The sequence below is a fragment of the Mucilaginibacter sp. KACC 22063 genome (assembly GCF_028736115.1).
Classification (GTDB): Bacteria; Bacteroidota; Bacteroidia; order Sphingobacteriales; family Sphingobacteriaceae; genus Mucilaginibacter.
In genome coordinates this window covers 3,428,755-3,444,560 of the sequence record NZ_CP117877.1, presented here as the reverse complement: position 1 = coordinate 3,444,560, position 15,806 = coordinate 3,428,755, and the positions used below count along the sequence as shown (strand labels likewise).

Below are 15,806 nucleotides of genomic sequence, written 5' to 3'. Positions count from 1 at the left end.
ATCCATGTCCAGTTAACTTATCGGCTGGATTTATGAAGTTATTGATGATTTAGGCGAAATGCATTTTAAACATCAGCGCAAACGTTTGATTTACTTAGTTTAAGTATTACCTTTTATGCAGATTTGATAATAAGCTTTTTTAATCAAGCATGAGATCGAAACCTGCTACTATAAAAGAAATTGCGCACTTACTAAAAGTTTCCGTTTCAACGGTGTCCCGTGCACTGCATGATCATCCGAGCATCGGTATCAGTACACGCGAAAAGGTAAAGGCACTTGCAAGGGAATTAAACTATGAGCCTAACCAAACAGCTATATTTTTACAGAAGGGCAGTACCCAAACATTAGGTGTAATTGTGCCCGAACTATCTGAGGCATTTTTTTCATCAGCCGTAAGCGCTATAGAAGATACTGCTTACAAGCGTAACTATACGGTATTACTCGCCCAATCGCATGACGATGAACAGATGGAAAAGCAGCTGGTTGAAAAAATGAAGAACCATAGGGTAGATGGTCTATTAGTCTCGGTAGGGAAGAATACTTCATCTTATTCACACTTTGAGAAGTTGAAGCAATACAACATACCTATTGTGTTTTTTGATCGTATTCCTACAATCCCCAACATTCATTATGTGGCCTGTAATATGGAGACAGGTACTGTTGAAGCCGTTAGTTACCTTTTAAAGAAAGGTCATCGTACCATTGGTTTAATTAACGGTCCTGCTACAGTTTTTGCCAGCAGCGAAAGAAAAGGCGGCTACATAAAGGCCATGACAAAAAACAGGTTAAAATATGATCCGACATTGATTGTTTCATGTGACCTTACCGAAGCAGGAACCCGTGCCGCAATGGATCAGTTATTAACCAACAAACGTAAACCAACAGCCATAGTTACTTTTAACGACTACGTAGCCTTATTTGCTATTAGGTACGCTAAAGAATCAGGCTTAATTATTAACAAGGATATGGAGTTGGTAAGCTATGCTAATTTGCCCATTATCCATTTTATGGAGCAGGTGCCCTCGGCCTCCGTAGAACAGTTTCCGTACCTGCAAGGCCAAAAGGCTGCTGACATTTTATTAGATCTTTTAAGCCATAAGCAAAGAGGCATGCCAGAGCAAATGGCTTATTATAAGATCATAATTGAATCGCAGTTAGTAGAAAGTAGCAGGTTAAAATCTTAAAGCGCTAAAAATAAAACAAACGTTTGCGCAATGCTTTAAGTGCACTAATGGGTATGTTTGAATTAAATGGATCAGCTAACATTGGCGGCGGTATTACAGGCATACGGCCTGAACCCACATTATTTTGAGATTAAGCCTTTTGGATCAGGGTTAATCAACCATACCTGGAAGGTAACAGGTTCAGAAGATTATATACTGCAAAAAGTTAATACAGATGTATTTAAACACCCAGAACTGATTGCCAATAATTTAAACCTTCTGGACCAGCATTTGAAAGACCGCGCTCCTGAATATCTTTTTACAGCCCCTATAGCCGCTCAAAATGGTGATGGTTTAGTTAAGCTAAATGGTAGCTTTTACAGGTTGTTTAATTTCGTTAAAAATTCGCACACGGTTGACTTTCTTACAAAAAGCGAACAGGCATATGAAGCCGCACGCCAGTTTTCAAGATTTACCTATTTGTTAAGAGATTTTGAGGTTTCAAAGCTGAAATATACCTTACCAGGTTTTCATGATCTTTCTGCAAGACTAAAAGCTTTCAACTTAGCCTTAGCTAAGGCAACTGATGAACGAATTAAACAGGCAAAAGTTGAAATTGAGCAGATAAAGCAACTTGCTGGTATTGAGGCTACTTATAGTAGTATTGTAAAAAATCTAGATATCCCGCTGCGTGTTGTGCATCATGATACCAAGATCAATAATGTGTTGTTTGATAATGACGATAAGGGGCTATGTGTAATTGACCTCGATACCGTAATGCCGGGATATTATATCAGTGATGTAGGAGATATGATGCGCACTTACCTTGCCGAAGCAAATGAAGAAGAACAAGACCTTGATAAAATTAAAATCAGAGAAAACTTTTTTATTGCTATTTATAGAGGTTATTATGAACAAATGGGCAGCATCTTAACCAAAGCTGAAAAAGAGTTGTTCACCTTTTCAGGTAAATTTATGATTTACATGCAAGCCGTCAGGTTTTTAACTGATTACCTTAACGGTGATATATATTACACTATTAAATATCCGGGACACAATTTGCGGAGGGCAAAAAATCAGCTACGCCTACTTGAACTTTATTTATCACAGGAGGTTCGCTTTAAGGAGATCATTGCTTCTTTTCAAAAGCCTTAAGCATTCAGCAAAAGTAATTATCATTAAAGACGTTTAATTGCCACTTCTGAGGCATTTGAAGGGACACAGCCTTTTACTATTTATATGAATATCAGGTTACAAATAGCTAATGCCATCATAAACTGATTTGGGGTAGTAAATGGGGGTAAATGGCTCCTGATCCAGTAACTCGCAGTTTACTTTTATGTAGCTGCAAAATACATCGCCGAATATGCTGGCAATGGCAGCGTCTGCAGCGTCGCGGGCACTGGCAATCTTTACAAGCCCGTTTAAAGGTGCCAGCTTCGTCGCATCAAACAATACCCATTGGCCACCCACATAGGCCTCAAAACAGGCATGAAAATCCTGTGGTACAAGCTTATAGGCATACCCGGTAAAGTAACGTGCAGGAATAGTAAGCGCGCGGCAAAGTGCTATGCCCAAATGAGCAAAATCACGGCAAACACCGGCCTGCTGCGTAACTGTATCGTAAGCAGACGTTTCTGAATTGGTGAAGCCACCAAGATACTCAACATTGGTATGTACCCAGTTGGTGATCGCAACTACCTTATCGTAATTGCTTTCGATATAACCAAAGGTATTTTTGGCTAAGCGATATAACTTATCCGACTGGCAGTAACGGCTTGGGTTAAGATAAGTTAAAACCTGCGGATCAAACTGATTTACGGCTAACTCGTCGTATTTTTTAAAGTTTCGTAGCTGGTAACAATTATCTACGGTAGCTTCATATTTGATGTTAACAGGGCCTGGGTTTGGGATATCTACCCTTACAAAGCGGTTATCGCCGTTTAGTGCTACAAACTCCTCCGCTTGTATATATGGATCAATAATCAGCTTTTCATCTAAAATGGTTTGATGCCCGTTTTTTAAAGCATGGATGTTTAAAATCAAAGTGCTTGCCGACTTTACGTCATAACCTAACTCTGCCGAAACTTTAAACTTCATGTTTTGCTTTAGGTAAGTTTTCAAATGCCGTATTCATCCATTCCTCTGGTATATGCTGCAATGCCAGCTTTAATTCTTCGGCCCATTGTGCTGATATATGGGCCATATCCTGCTGTGTATAGCGTTGTTCGCCTAATTCAAAAGCGTCTTTCTCATAAAGCACCACATCTATCGGAAAGTCCACATTGTTGCTGCTTACCCTGGTAGAGTCAAATGATAAAAATGCGCTTTTAAGCGCCAGCCGCATATCAGAATCTTCATCCAGTATGCGGTTAAGTATCGCTTTGCCCTGCCCCGAATTACCAATGATAACAAATGGCACGCCCTGGCCAAATTCTACCCAGTTACCTTCGGGATAAAGCAAGAAAAGTTTATGCTCATCATCACCCTTTAGCTGCCCCCCGATTATCGTATTCAGATCAAACTTAAAACCCGATTTTTCAAGGTAGTCCTTGTCTTCTTCGGCTACCCGCCTTACCTGCTGCCCAAATGCATTTACTGCTTCGTAAAGATGAGTGAAATTTTCTGTTTTTATTAACTCATTGAAGTAAACCACAGCCTTGTCTCGTACAGACCGCAATCCGCTGGTCATGATAAAAAGCGTGCCGCCATCTTTTTGCATGGTGGTTATCTTCTTTTTACTGGTAGTTTCGGTGCCTGATGTAATGCGCGTATCTGCCAGTGCTATGAGGCCCGTTTTAACTTTTATTCCTAAGCAATAGGTCATTTTAAAGATGTGTAAGTACAGTACCTTATTATTGCTGCTGCTGTTGTTGTTGCTGTATCATTTCCATATACCTTTCGTAGCTGTTGCGCAATGCAGTGCCTGCAGGTTTATGAGGTACCGATGAAGCTGTAAATATATCTTTTTCTTCTGGTAAATGGCTGTCTTCGTGCCCAACGGATACAGATACCTCGAGCCTGTGCTGCGCCGAGCCTTTGTATACGCCCTTAACCGGGGAGCAGTCAGAAAAGTTGCGGCCCACTGCCAGCCTTACATGGTTCTCATTAGCTATGCAATTATTGGTTGGGTCTATACCAAGCCAGCCATAGCCAGGTAAATAGGCCTCGGCCCAGGCGTGGGTAGCACCTTCGCCTCGCATGCCATTTTTATTGGGGCATATATAGCCGCTAACATACCTTGCGGGTATACCTGCCGATCGAAGCATCACCATCAGCAGGTGGGCAAAATCCTGGCAAACACCAGCTTTTATTTTCCAGATCTCGTCAAGGGTAGTTTCTACAGTTGTTACCCCCTTTATGTATTCGAAATTTTTGTAAACATATTTTGTAAACTTAAGCGCTGCACGGTAAGGTGTATCGTCAGTCTGCTTTTCAGCATTTACAATTTCTGTAAGCTCGCTCAGCCCCTCAAAATACTCCTGTTTTAAAAAATCGATATAAGGAACAATGTATTTCAAATTATATAGTTCATTCCACTGTTCCGTTGCAAACATATTGTCAATAGGTAGCGGGCGTGGGTATGTAACCACAGATAGCTGTGAATTGATTACTAAAATATTATGAGGCTCGATATAGGTAAAGCTGCCCACCTCGTTACCATAATAATCTATATAAGTATCTATCTGCGGGTTGCCGGTAATCCGCAGATCATGCTTCAGAACTTCCTGGTACTTGTCGGATATGGGATATAAAATGATCTTATTGGCACTGTCGCGCACATTATTGTTATAGGTATAACGGGTAATATGCTGTATCTTAAATTCGGGCATGATATTTAATTAGAAAAAATTTAAAGATGCGATAACTTGAAATTTAACCTCCAATGCTTCTTATATTATGAATTTGCAAAATAGTACTCGTTCAGTGAACTGCCTATTTTGTAAAGGTCATCTTTTGTATGTGTTAAAAATTGATGCAGCCCAACCTGGCCAATGCTTTTTACCGAACTGTACTTGATGTTGCTTTGCAGCTTGCCTATATGGAAAGATATCTCTCGGTAATCGTTCACGTTACTGTTATTCTTCAACCTGTCAAAATACCGCTGAATATTGTTTATAGAGTAGATAACCGAGCGCGGGAAATCGTTATTTAACACCACCTGTTCAATCACATTTTCGGCTTCCAGGCCGTTTCGGTAAGTTTTTTGGTAAAGCTCGTACCCGCCGATGGATTGCAAAAGATGTTTCCAGTAAGTAATATCCGTCAGCAGGTTGGGATTATCGTTTATCGAGCCATATTTTACATCTAATATATCGATAGATTGTATGGCCCGCTCAAGATACTTGCCTATATTCATGAAACTCCGGGTTTGTCCCCGTTCCATTGTTATCTCTGCTGTGCCATAATAAAGCATTACCTGTTTTATCAATACATCCAGAATGCTTATGGGATCGTCTTTTTTTAAGCCGGCTGCAATACGTGGTTCTTTCACGGTGTGGTAATACTCGTTAAGGCATTGCCAAAGGTCCTTAGGAATATGCTCCTGTACACTGCGCGCATTTTCGCGGGCAAGTGTAATTATATTTAATATCGAATTGGCGTTTTCTTTATCAATTACCAGGTACTTCAAAACTGCACGGCTGTCATTCTTAAGTCTGTTAATCAATTCCTGGTCCGGACCCGAAAAAATGCGTATCACCGGCTCCCAGCTAAACCCCTGCACTGAATCCTGAGACGAGGCATAGTTTATCTTGAGCATCCTCAGGATACCGTCGCTGCGCTCTATGTATCTGCTTAACCAGTAAAAACTTGCTGCTACCCTGCTTAACATAGGTGCCTCCTAACCCCCCGAAGGAACTTTTGAATAATGTATTTTGATGTCTCAACTGCCATTTTTAAATTTTTAATCATCCTGCACTCATTGGTCAGTGGTAGGGTTTAGTACCCATGTGTCTTTACTGCCGCCGCCCTGTGAACTGTTAACCACCAGCGAGCCTTCTGTGAGGGCTACGCGCGTTAATCCGCCGGGTACAATCTCTATGCCATCGGGGCCACAAAGGGCATACGGCCTAAGGTCAATCCGCCGTGGTTGCAGTTCGCCGCCTATATAGCACGGTGCTGAAGAAAGGCTGATCGTGGGCTGCGCAATAAAGCTGCGCGGATCTTTAAGTATTTCCTGCTTGTATTTATTTATCTCTTCATCGCTGGCTGCATGCCCCATCAGCATACCGTAGCCTCCGCTTTCATTGGTTTTCTTTATCACCATTTTATTGATGTTCTTAAACACATATTCGCGGTCGTCGGCATTGCTAAGGCGGTGCGTTGGTACGTTTTTCAGGATGGGCTCCTCATTAAGGTAATACTTAATCATGTCTGGTACATAAATATAGGTAGCCTTATCGTCGGCTACACCATTACCTATGGCGTTTACTATGGCTACATTTCCTTTACGATAAGCCCCCATAAGCCCTGCTACGCCCAATACACTGTTAGGGTTAAACACAAGGGGGTCTAAAAAGTCATCGTCTACACGGCGATAGATTACATCAACCTGCTGCAAACCGGTTGTGGTTTTCATGTAAACAGTATGGTTGTTTACTACCAGGTCGCGGCCTTCAACCAGCTCAACACCCATCAGGCGGGCGAGTGTGGTATGCTCAAAGTAGGCTGAGTTGTATATGCCCGGACTAAGCAGCACAATGGTGGGATTGCTCATTTGCCGCGGCGAAAGCGACATCAGGTTTTTATAAAGTATAGATGGATATTCGGTTACACTGCGCACGTTGCAATTAGGCAACAGGTCCGGAAACAAGCGTTTGGTTATCTCACGGTTTTCCAGCATGTAGCTAACTCCTGATGGTGTACGCAGATTATCTTCTAACACGTAAAAGGTACCATCATAGTCGCGTATGAGGTCGATGCCGGCAATGTGTACATATACATCATAAGGTACGTTTAGCTGGTACATTTCGCGCAAAAAGTGGGGGCAACTATAGACAATGTCTATTGGTACCACGCCATCTTTTATAATGAACTGGTTATGGTAAATATCCTTAAGAAACAGATTAAGCGCAGTAAGGCGCTGCTTTATACCCCGCTCTATAAAGGCCCATTCTTCGGCTGTAATAATGCGCGGGATTATATCAAACGGAAATATTTTTTCAATGCCCTCGCCGCTGTTGTAAACCGTAAATGTGATGCCTTGGGTCATGAACAGCCTCTTGGCTAATTCTTCTTTTCTGCTCAGATCTTCGGGCGATTCCTGACTCAAATAATCGATGACTTTTTGATAATGCCCGCGAATCAGATGGTTTTTGGCATACATTTCGTCCCAAACGCCATTTAATAAATTATATCTTTCAAAATGCTGTGAAGAATGCATAAGCAAACTGCCCTTTATAATATTCAACAATAAAAATTAATTACAGCACCTGGAAATTGCTTATAATTTTGTTAAATTATGAATTTATAGTATAAAACTGTAGCATTTTATATAAATATTTAAGTCTTATCTTGAAAATATAAAATAATGGACAGGTTTTTTTAATCAGATTGTGAATTGCTTGAAGAGGTGATGAATTACTTATATCAGATCACAAAATGTTCAACTGTGTTGCAGACCTTTTCATAGGTGTGAACCAATCTGTTTCCTCACATAGCCAAAGTATAATAAGGTTACGCTGTTCAGTACTAAAGGCTTAATTTCAAGCAATTAATTTTGTTGCAGATCATTATTGTTATTTACTTCGGGTTTTAACTGATTGTCAGAATTGCCGTTGGTCAAAAACTCACGCAGCCTGGATAATTTATCAGTATTAATTAGGTCTACTCCGCATTGTAATAATTGATGCCATACTACAGGGCTGTCTGGTGAATGCCATAAACGCACTTTGGCGCCGCATAAATGCGCTTGTCTAACATAAGCCGTCAGATTCAAGCGGTCTTTTAATGATAGGGCACCTGTTCCTTTCCACTTTAGAAGTTTAGAATATTTACAGCTGGCCATGGCCAGCAGCTTGTCGTCGGCCGCGGTGCGGTTAATTTTACATAAATCGGCATCAAGCGTTACCAATTTGGTGGTATCGGCAATTACCTGTCCGTATGGTTTGTTTCCGGAAAGCACAATGCTCACTTGTCCGTTAAGCGCTGCATGGTATTTCTCCAGCAACGGTTTCAGCAACTGATAGGTTTTTACCGGATCAGATTTGATGTCAATCATCAAGGTAACCGGTTGATTGTAGCCTGGATAGATCTGTCCGTTGTTGGCGCTGATATATTTGGCCAGTGGAGCAAGGTATAAACCCTCTAACGTGCGATGGTGATGAATAAGAGGAAGAACATGCGTAACTACCAGGCGGTTCTTGTGCACATATACATCAGCCTCAATATAAGTATAACCGTTATTAAGCGCTTCAAAAAGCGGTAGTTTATGTTGGTAATCGTTATGTGAAAATGCATTTGCCAGCGGCATGTTTTGAGCACGGCTATAATCAGTTACAAAAAGTAAAATTAAGGCCGTCAGCATCAAAGGTATTCCGCAAAATGTCTTCATCATTCATTAATTATGGGAATCTAATTTATTTACGTTTCATGAATTTATGATGATGATTTTGAAAGTAAGATGAATTAGATCACAGCATTGCCTGGCTGGGATAAGTAATCCGCCAATTAGAAGCGCCCGGCCAAAGGCTATCTCAAGATTGAGATGAGCTTTTATTTCACTTAAGCAACTAAAGTTGCAAGAAGATATGTCCTAATAGAATCTATTATTTCTAATAAACATTCGTCAAAGTGCTTAGTACTCATTATTCGGTAAAATGCGGCTTTTTTGATTTTATATTATAAATTGTTAATGCTGATTAATTGGGGTTAACATTTGCAAAAATTCCAGAAAACTCTGAAAACTGACTTCACCTATTTCAATGAGTTTGAACCCTATTAAATGCATAAATTTTACCGCACATACAATAAAAAGCGCCATAGATACGACAGACTTGAACACTACCTTCGACTGTATTATTAACAATCTATAGTCAACACTAATCATGGAGCAAAAACTTCCATTGCCACCCTTCACTTTTGAAACGGCAATACAAAAAGTTCAAATGGCAGAAGATGCCTGGAATACACAAGACCCTGAAAAAGTATCTAAAGCTTATACTGTAGACAGCGAATGGCGTAATCGTTCAACATTTTTAAATGGCCGTGAAGCAATTGTGAAATTTTTGACAACGAAATGGGAAAACGAACACCAGTACAAACTTAAGAAGGAGCTTTGGGCCTTTACAGATAACAAAATTGCAGTACGTTTTGAGTATGAATATCACAATAACGAAGGTCAATGGTTCCGCGCATACGGAAATGAAAATTGGGAGTTTGATGAAAATGGCCTGATGCAAAAAAGGTATGCCAGTATAAATGATGTACCTATTCAGGAGTCAGAGCGCAGATTATAAAAGAAGTCGGAGGATGTTTTAACATAAAAGCCGTTTTCTGATTCAGAAAACGGCTTTTGCATGGTATAAGATATCAGTAATTACTACTTGTATTTAAGCCTAATTTACTTGTATTCGATGACAAAATCTTCAACCGGGTTGCGGACCTTTTTCATAGGTGCCAGCCAATCGGTTTCATCACGGTAGCCCAGGTATAACAAGGTTACGCTTTTTAGGCCTAAAGATTTAAGATCAAGCAATTCATCAACCAATGCATTGTTAAAACCTTCTGCCGGTGTGCTGTCAATCCTAAGTTCGGCAGCTTGTGCAATAGCTAATGCAAACCCGATGTATGATTGCCTTGCCGTATGCACAAAGTTTTCTTCCGCAGTTTCATTCAGGTAGATATCTTTGATCTTATCTGTATAGCTGCTGAATCTTCCTTGCGGCAAACCTCTTTCATCAGTGATACGATCATAAATGGTATCTATCCGTTCGGCAGTGTACCTGTCCCATGCGGCAAATACCAGCACATGCGAACAATCCACCATTACCTCAGGGTTAAGCGAGCTGGGGGCAAGCTTTTCTTTAATCTCCTGGTTTGACACAACAAGCACCCGAAACTGCTGCAAGCCTGAAGAAGTAGGCGCCAACCTTGCGGCTTCCACAATCTTATCTATATCTTCCTGGCTTACTTTTTTAGTCGGATCATATTTTTTAGTGGCATATCTCCACTTTAAATCTTCTATTAATGACATTTTCTGAATTTTTAGTTATTAGTAACTGCTAATTTGACCTCTATATTGCCACGGGTGGCATTAGAGTATGGGCACACCTGGTGTGCTTTAGCTACCAGTTCGTTCGCCTTATCCAGTTCAACTCCTTTAACGTTAACGTCGAGCTCTACAGCCAGGCCAAAGCCACCGGCATCATTTTGACCGATACTTACTTTTGCGGTTACAGTGGTACCTCCGGTAGTCACATTTGCCTGTTTGATCACCAGATTGAGTGCGCTATCAAAGCAGGCTGCATAACCAGCGGCAAACAATTGTTCGGGGTTAGTATAGTCGTCATTGGCGCCGCCAAGTGCCTTAGGCATTCTAACCTCAATATCTAACACGCCGTTACTACTTTTTACATGGCCGTTACGGCCTCCGGTTGCGGTTGCATCCGCAGTATATAATGTTTTCATTTTTAGTTAAATGATTTATGATGGATATTATTTTAAACGTTCGATCATTTTTTCGGCAACACTTTCAGACGAGGCCGGATTTTGGCCGGTGATCAATAGGCCGTCCTCAACCACGTGTACGCCCCAGTCGGCCACTTTGCTATAGTTCCCACCTAGATTTTTTAGTTCATCCTCTACTAAAAAGGGTACTACATCGGTTAATTTTACCGCTGCTTCTTCTGTATTTGAAAATCCGGTAACGTTTTTATCTTTTACAAAAGGCTCGCCGTTTTCAAATTTTACATTTTTAAATGCACCCGGCGCATGGCAAACAGCACCCACTAATTTGCCGCTGTTATAAAAATCAAGGATCAGTTGTGCCGATTTTGAATCGTTAGCCAAGTCCCAAAGCGGGCCGTGGCCTCCCGGATAAAAAATGGCATCAAAATCTGATGCATTTACTTCTGCAAGCTTATGGGTATGAGCGATGACATCCTGTACCTTGGCGTCATTATAATAGCGTTTGGTAGCATCTGTTTGCGCTGAAGGTGCTTCGCTGTTAGGATCAATTGGTGCCTGGCCGCCTTTAGGGGTAGCTACTACTACCTCATAACCGGCGTCGGTGAATTTGTAATATGGTGCTGCAAATTCTTCTACCCAGAAACCTGTTTTGTGGCCTGTATCGCCCAATTGATCATGTGAGGTAACTACAAATAAAACTTTCATTGTTGTTGTTTTTAAATGATATAATTATTTCTTTTTGAGCGCGTTGGTACTCCATAGCGCCCATATAATAAGGACAGGTTGAAAAAAGAGACGTATTAATCGCGCCTTATCAGTATTAAGGCCAAAGGCATTAATTTTATTGACATACTGTGCAATGTTTCCCGGAAAGATCAGCACAAAAAAAGCCGCAGTAATTATGCCAACCCATTTTTTGTTTTTGATTATAAAAATGAGTGATAAACCCAGGCTGATCTCTACTATTCCGGATAATATGACCGTCAGGTCCGGATTGACAGGAAGCCACTGAGGTACCTGCGCCAAAAATTCGGACCGGTTAAATGTAAGGTGGCTTATACCTGCAAAAGCCAGAAAAGCACCTAAAATGATGCGGGCAATATTTTGTATTATGGAAGTACGCATCTATTTGTTTAAAACTTTATTTAAAAGGCCTTTTAGTTGAAGGAGTTCGTCAATGGACACATTCATACATTTGACCAATTCCATTGGGATGTGCTTCGCTTTTTCTTTCAGTTGAATGCCTGTAGCAGTTAAAGAGATCATTACCATACGCTCATCCTGTTTACTGCGGGTCCTGTTTAGTAATGCCTTTTGTTCTAATCTTTTTAACAGTGGTGTAAGGGTTCCCGTGTCCAAGTACAGTTTTTCGCACAATTGATTTACCGACTGCTCTTTATGCTCCCAAAGCACCATTAGCACCAGGTATTGCGGATAGGTGATATCCAGTTGAGCCAACAAAGGCCTGTATAAATTAGTCAGATTCCTGGAGAATGCATATGCCGGGAAACATATCTGATTTTCGAGCTTAAGTAAATCTTCCATATTAATATAACGATACAAATTTATAAATGTTTTGCACAATATAATTTTGTGCAATGTAAGTGAATTTAAATAAGCAGACACCATGATTTAGCATGCGCAGCAGTGGGGGTATGGATTATTTCTTAGTAGTTTTTGAAATGGCGCAGTTAGCTGCATATTTGGTCAGTTAATAGTCGATAGAAACTGCAATGTGAAAATTCAGGTATTCACGAAATGAATACCTGATAGTGTTTACTCTTGTGTCAGAAAGAGATTATACAAGGAGGGGGAGTCAATAACGATTAGTCAACATCGCTTACGGCGTTGAGCCATTCTTTCTTTTCGCATACCGGGCAAATGGTATCATGGTTGGTTACGGTTTTTTCAGGATGACCGCAATAACCGCATACGCTCATCTCTTCCTGGCGAAATTCAGCCGCCAAGTCGCTGTCAATTAATGGAACAACCGATAAACCGGGCTGCGGCTCTTCATTCTTTACCAGGGTAAAAGTGCCGTTAGCTTCCATATATAAGCGTTTAACAGCACCCAGGTTCAAAACACCTTTGCCGCGCAGTTGGGCAAAAACCTGTTCGCGTGATATGCCAACTTTTTTCAACTCATTTACACGGATCACCTGGTCGCTGACCAATAACCCTACATTGCCTTGTGCCACGCGTTCAAAAAGTTCGCTTTTGGCGGAAAATCTGGCCACAAGGCGTTCAACCATTACCAACACAAACGCAATAACTATGGCAGGTAATATTCCACGGTCTGGTGCCATGAGCGGAACGCCTACAGCAGCAGCGAGTGAAACCAGTGCAGCCATTTCCGTACGGCTTAACTGCGAAGACATGCGTTTGCCCATAGCCCGCATAGATAGCATCAAAATTAAATAGACTACAGCACCACGAATTACCAGTTCGATAAAAAAACTGGCAGGCACTTCACCTATAAACATTCGCTGCCAGTCGCCAAAATAAATGTCTTTACTATCCATTAGCAAACTGCAGCCTCCCAACTGGTACAATGACAATCCATGCAGGGCCTACTTTCGCTTTCTTTTTTGCGAACAACACCACAGTTAATGCAAGCTTCCAAGCCTTCTTGCAGCTTTGCGCCGAACAATTCACGTTCGCCGGGCGGCAGCACCGACAAACCCGGGTGATCTGTTTTAGCCGGATAAATGCTGAACGCCCCCGAGGCCTCTAAATAAACCCGACGCACTTTTCCAAGATGATAGATTCCGCTACAGCGCAATTGCCCAAAAAGCTGTTGTTTGGAGATCCGGCAAAATTGCATTTCAGGCAGTTGCATAATACCTTCCTTAACAAGGATATTGACATCGCCATGAATCACTTTTTCTACTTTCGCGCTTTTAAATCCCAGATAACCGAAGCCCCGCTGAAAGCTGACCGTAATCAGTAAGACGATTACACTGAGCAATATGCCCCGGTCCGGTACTTGCATTGCAACCGATACGATGGCACCAAGCGCCAGCATCACTGCCATTTCCATAATCGTAAGCTGCCCGCTCATTCGCTTGCCCAGCCAGCGGACCACCACCAGTAATATGATATAGGTTAATAAAGTACGGATGAGCACCTCCAGTAAAAACACCGGAGGTGCCTGCCCAAAAAGGATACGGTTGATATCTCCTAAATGGATTTCCTGTTTTTTCATTTTTGCCGCCTGATCAGCCAGGTGATACCCGCTGTTACCAGCAGCGACCCGATAGTTAGTTTTGCTATCATCTTTTTAGGGTTGTGCTGCATTTCCACTTTCCAGCCGCGTTCTTTAAACATATTTGGCAAATGGCCGTGTAACGCATCTTCAACTAAGCCCTCTATCACATTCACACGGTCTGCAAGAATCAGCGGTATCCAGTGACGGTACCGGTCCTCGCTATTCTTGAAAGCGTAGCGGCGTATCATACCGCTCAAACCGGATGGCGGCGCTGTATTACCATAAACCCGCGTGATGGCCGGGCGCTCATTAGATATTAAAATTTCAACGGTATCCTGTTGTTGTTCAGAACGCTCGTAATTGGTGCGGTTATGGTCATCACCCGTCCAGTTTTTGATCGGGTATGTAGGTTCATTCTCCGGGTCGGCATCCATGCCCCAGCCGGGTATGTTTTTATAGTCTTGATTATTTTTCATGGAACAAGTACGGTTTTAATAACATTATCCAGTTTAGAAGAGAAAAGCCGGTAAGCGTCTGATACCTCGGCCAGCGGTATCCTGTGCGTAATAAGTCCTTTGGGATTCAGACGCCCGGACTGCACATGGTCAATCAGCTTTGGCAACAGGCGTTTTACAGATGCCTGGTTAGCCCTAAGCGTAATGCCTTTATTTACAATGTTGCCGATAGGCGCCAAGTTAAATGGCGGGCCGTATACGCCAACCACCGAAACTATGCCTCCTTTTTTAACGGAATTAACTGCCCATTGAAAAGCCGTGGCCGCACCCGCCTGCATCAGTGCCACACGGCCGCTGAAGGTTTGCAGGGTATTGCCTTCGGCCTCACAGCCCACGCAATCGATACAAACATCGGCGCCATACCAATCGGTGGTTTGCTTTAAGAACACCACCGGGTCAGCCATTTCCTTAAAATTATAGGCTTCGCACTTCGCATAATTTTTAGCAAACTCCAGGCGGTAATCGATATGATCGATAATAATTACTCTTGCAGGCCCGAAAAACCAGGCACAGCGTGCGGCCATGATGCCGATTGGCCCTGCACCGAAAATCACGACCGTATCACCTTCCTTAATGCCACCCATTTCTGCAGCCTGATAGCCCGTTGGTACCACGTCTGTGAGCAGTACTGCGTCATCCGGATCCATATCCGGTGGAATCACCGTTGGGCCTACATCTGCGTAAGGCACACGCACATATTCTGCCTGGCCGCCGTCAAAACCGCCGGCAGTATGCGAGTAGCCAAATATACCACCGACCGCCGTAGCCATCGGGTTTGATTCATGGCAATTGCCATATAAACCCTGCTTACAAAAGTTGCATTTGCCGCAGGCGATATTAAAAGGCACCAGTACATGATCGCCAACTTTCAGGTTTTTAACCAGTGGGCCTACCTCTTCAACGATACCTGTAAACTCGTGCCCGAAGGTAGAGCCTACACGGGTATCGGGTACCATGCCGTGATACAGGTGCAGGTCTGACCCGCAGATGCAGGTTCGTGTTACCTTAACAATCGCATCTTCGGGATGCAGTATCTCTGGCATCGGTTTGTCTACGGTGCGCACCCGGTATGGGCCGCGGTAATTCATTGCTAACATATTTTAATGTGTTTAACTGATTTGCAACATCTGTTCAACTGCCCAGCCAGAAAATTTCCGTCTTTCCATCGTCCAGCTTCCCTACAATTTTATTGTCAATAGCATCAATCAACTCTCCTTATCTGCCAAGCGAAGCAACCCCTCCCGGCCTTGCAAAAAAGGTTCATCGATGCTATTGTCCTTTGTACAACTA

18 protein-coding genes are annotated in these 15,806 nt (G+C 42.3%); 3 read left to right on the top strand and 15 right to left on the bottom strand.

Annotation, left to right across the window (positions count from 1 at the left end):
* Nucleotides 1-149: 149 nt before the first annotated feature.
* Entirely contained in the window at nucleotides 150-1,184 is a 1,035-nt protein-coding gene (locus PQ461_RS14870; protein ID WP_274206320.1) for a LacI family DNA-binding transcriptional regulator, read from the top strand.
* Between the two features lie 66 nt (nucleotides 1,185-1,250).
* Nucleotides 1,251-2,318, top strand: coding sequence for a phosphotransferase enzyme family protein (locus PQ461_RS14865; RefSeq protein ID WP_274206319.1), 1,068 nt, complete (start codon nucleotides 1,251-1,253; stop codon nucleotides 2,316-2,318).
* 96 nt (nucleotides 2,319-2,414) lie between these two features.
* On the opposite strand, the gene PQ461_RS14860 is transcribed toward PQ461_RS14865, so the two are convergent.
* The 6 genes from PQ461_RS14860 to PQ461_RS14835 all read right to left on the bottom strand — a co-directional run bounded on the left by PQ461_RS14860 (nucleotide 2,415) and on the right by PQ461_RS14835 (nucleotide 8,721).
* A complete protein-coding gene (locus PQ461_RS14860; protein ID WP_274206318.1) occupies nucleotides 2,415-3,263 on the bottom strand; it encodes a transglutaminase-like domain-containing protein in 849 nt (282 codons plus the stop codon).
* On the bottom strand, nucleotides 3,253-3,990 hold the full coding sequence (locus PQ461_RS14855; protein ID WP_274206317.1) for a proteasome-type protease: 738 nt from the start codon (nucleotides 3,988-3,990) through the stop codon (nucleotides 3,253-3,255). Before PQ461_RS14855 ends, PQ461_RS14860 begins: the two co-directional genes overlap by 11 nt.
* 28 nt (nucleotides 3,991-4,018) lie before the next feature.
* The gene (locus PQ461_RS14850) at nucleotides 4,019-4,996 is read right to left on the bottom strand and encodes a transglutaminase family protein (protein ID WP_274206316.1); all 978 of its coding nucleotides are present in this window, start codon (nucleotides 4,994-4,996) and stop codon (nucleotides 4,019-4,021) included.
* Nucleotides 4,997-5,061: 65 nt separating this feature from the next.
* Nucleotides 5,062-5,997: an alpha-E domain-containing protein gene (locus PQ461_RS14845; RefSeq protein ID WP_274206315.1), complete on the bottom strand. Its 936-nt coding sequence runs from the start codon at nucleotides 5,995-5,997 to the stop codon at nucleotides 5,062-5,064.
* 87 nt (nucleotides 5,998-6,084) lie between these two features.
* Nucleotides 6,085-7,548, bottom strand: coding sequence for a circularly permuted type 2 ATP-grasp protein (locus tag PQ461_RS14840; RefSeq protein WP_274206314.1), 1,464 nt, complete (start codon nucleotides 7,546-7,548; stop codon nucleotides 6,085-6,087).
* A 330-nt stretch (nucleotides 7,549-7,878) separates the two neighbouring features.
* Entirely contained in the window at nucleotides 7,879-8,721 is an 843-nt protein-coding gene (locus PQ461_RS14835; RefSeq protein WP_274206313.1) for a PI-PLC domain-containing protein, read from the bottom strand.
* 490 nt (nucleotides 8,722-9,211) lie between these two features.
* Between PQ461_RS14835 and PQ461_RS14830 the strand changes: the two genes are divergently transcribed.
* A complete protein-coding gene (locus tag PQ461_RS14830; RefSeq protein WP_274206312.1) occupies nucleotides 9,212-9,622 on the top strand; it encodes a nuclear transport factor 2 family protein in 411 nt (136 codons plus the stop codon).
* Nucleotides 9,623-9,726: 104 nt separating this feature from the next.
* On the opposite strand, the gene PQ461_RS14825 is transcribed toward PQ461_RS14830, so the two are convergent.
* The 9 genes from PQ461_RS14825 to PQ461_RS14785 form a co-directional block, all read right to left on the bottom strand.
* Nucleotides 9,727-10,359, bottom strand: a complete 633-nt coding sequence (locus PQ461_RS14825) for an NAD(P)H-dependent oxidoreductase (RefSeq protein WP_274206311.1) — start codon at nucleotides 10,357-10,359, stop codon at nucleotides 9,727-9,729.
* 11 nt (nucleotides 10,360-10,370) lie between these two features.
* Nucleotides 10,371-10,793: an organic hydroperoxide resistance protein gene (locus PQ461_RS14820; protein WP_274206309.1), complete on the bottom strand. Its 423-nt coding sequence runs from the start codon at nucleotides 10,791-10,793 to the stop codon at nucleotides 10,371-10,373.
* A 27-nt stretch (nucleotides 10,794-10,820) separates the two neighbouring features.
* Entirely contained in the window at nucleotides 10,821-11,498 is a 678-nt protein-coding gene (locus PQ461_RS14815; RefSeq protein ID WP_274206308.1) for a type 1 glutamine amidotransferase domain-containing protein, read from the bottom strand.
* Between the two features lie 24 nt (nucleotides 11,499-11,522).
* Nucleotides 11,523-11,918 (bottom strand): DoxX family protein, encoded by a 396-nt coding sequence (locus PQ461_RS14810; RefSeq protein ID WP_274206306.1) that lies wholly within the window; start codon nucleotides 11,916-11,918, stop codon nucleotides 11,523-11,525.
* Nucleotides 11,919-12,338 carry a MarR family winged helix-turn-helix transcriptional regulator gene (locus PQ461_RS14805; RefSeq protein ID WP_274206305.1) on the bottom strand — a complete coding sequence of 140 codons (420 nt, stop codon included), beginning with the start codon at nucleotides 12,336-12,338 and terminating at the stop codon, nucleotides 11,919-11,921.
* 281 nt (nucleotides 12,339-12,619) lie between these two features.
* Complete coding sequence (locus PQ461_RS14800) at nucleotides 12,620-13,315, bottom strand: DUF421 domain-containing protein (RefSeq protein WP_274206304.1); 696 nt, start codon at nucleotides 13,313-13,315, stop codon at nucleotides 12,620-12,622.
* A complete protein-coding gene (locus tag PQ461_RS14795; protein ID WP_274206303.1) occupies nucleotides 13,315-13,998 on the bottom strand; it encodes a DUF421 domain-containing protein in 684 nt (227 codons plus the stop codon). Before PQ461_RS14795 ends, PQ461_RS14800 begins: the two co-directional genes overlap by 1 nt.
* Nucleotides 13,995-14,477, bottom strand: a complete 483-nt coding sequence (locus PQ461_RS14790; RefSeq protein ID WP_274206302.1) for a hypothetical protein — start codon at nucleotides 14,475-14,477, stop codon at nucleotides 13,995-13,997. Before PQ461_RS14790 ends, PQ461_RS14795 begins: the two co-directional genes overlap by 4 nt.
* Nucleotides 14,474-15,613 (bottom strand): zinc-dependent alcohol dehydrogenase, encoded by a 1,140-nt coding sequence (locus PQ461_RS14785; RefSeq protein WP_274206301.1) that lies wholly within the window; start codon nucleotides 15,611-15,613, stop codon nucleotides 14,474-14,476. The genes PQ461_RS14790 and PQ461_RS14785 overlap by 4 nt, the downstream gene beginning before the upstream one ends.
* Between the last annotated feature and the right edge of the window lie 193 nt (nucleotides 15,614-15,806).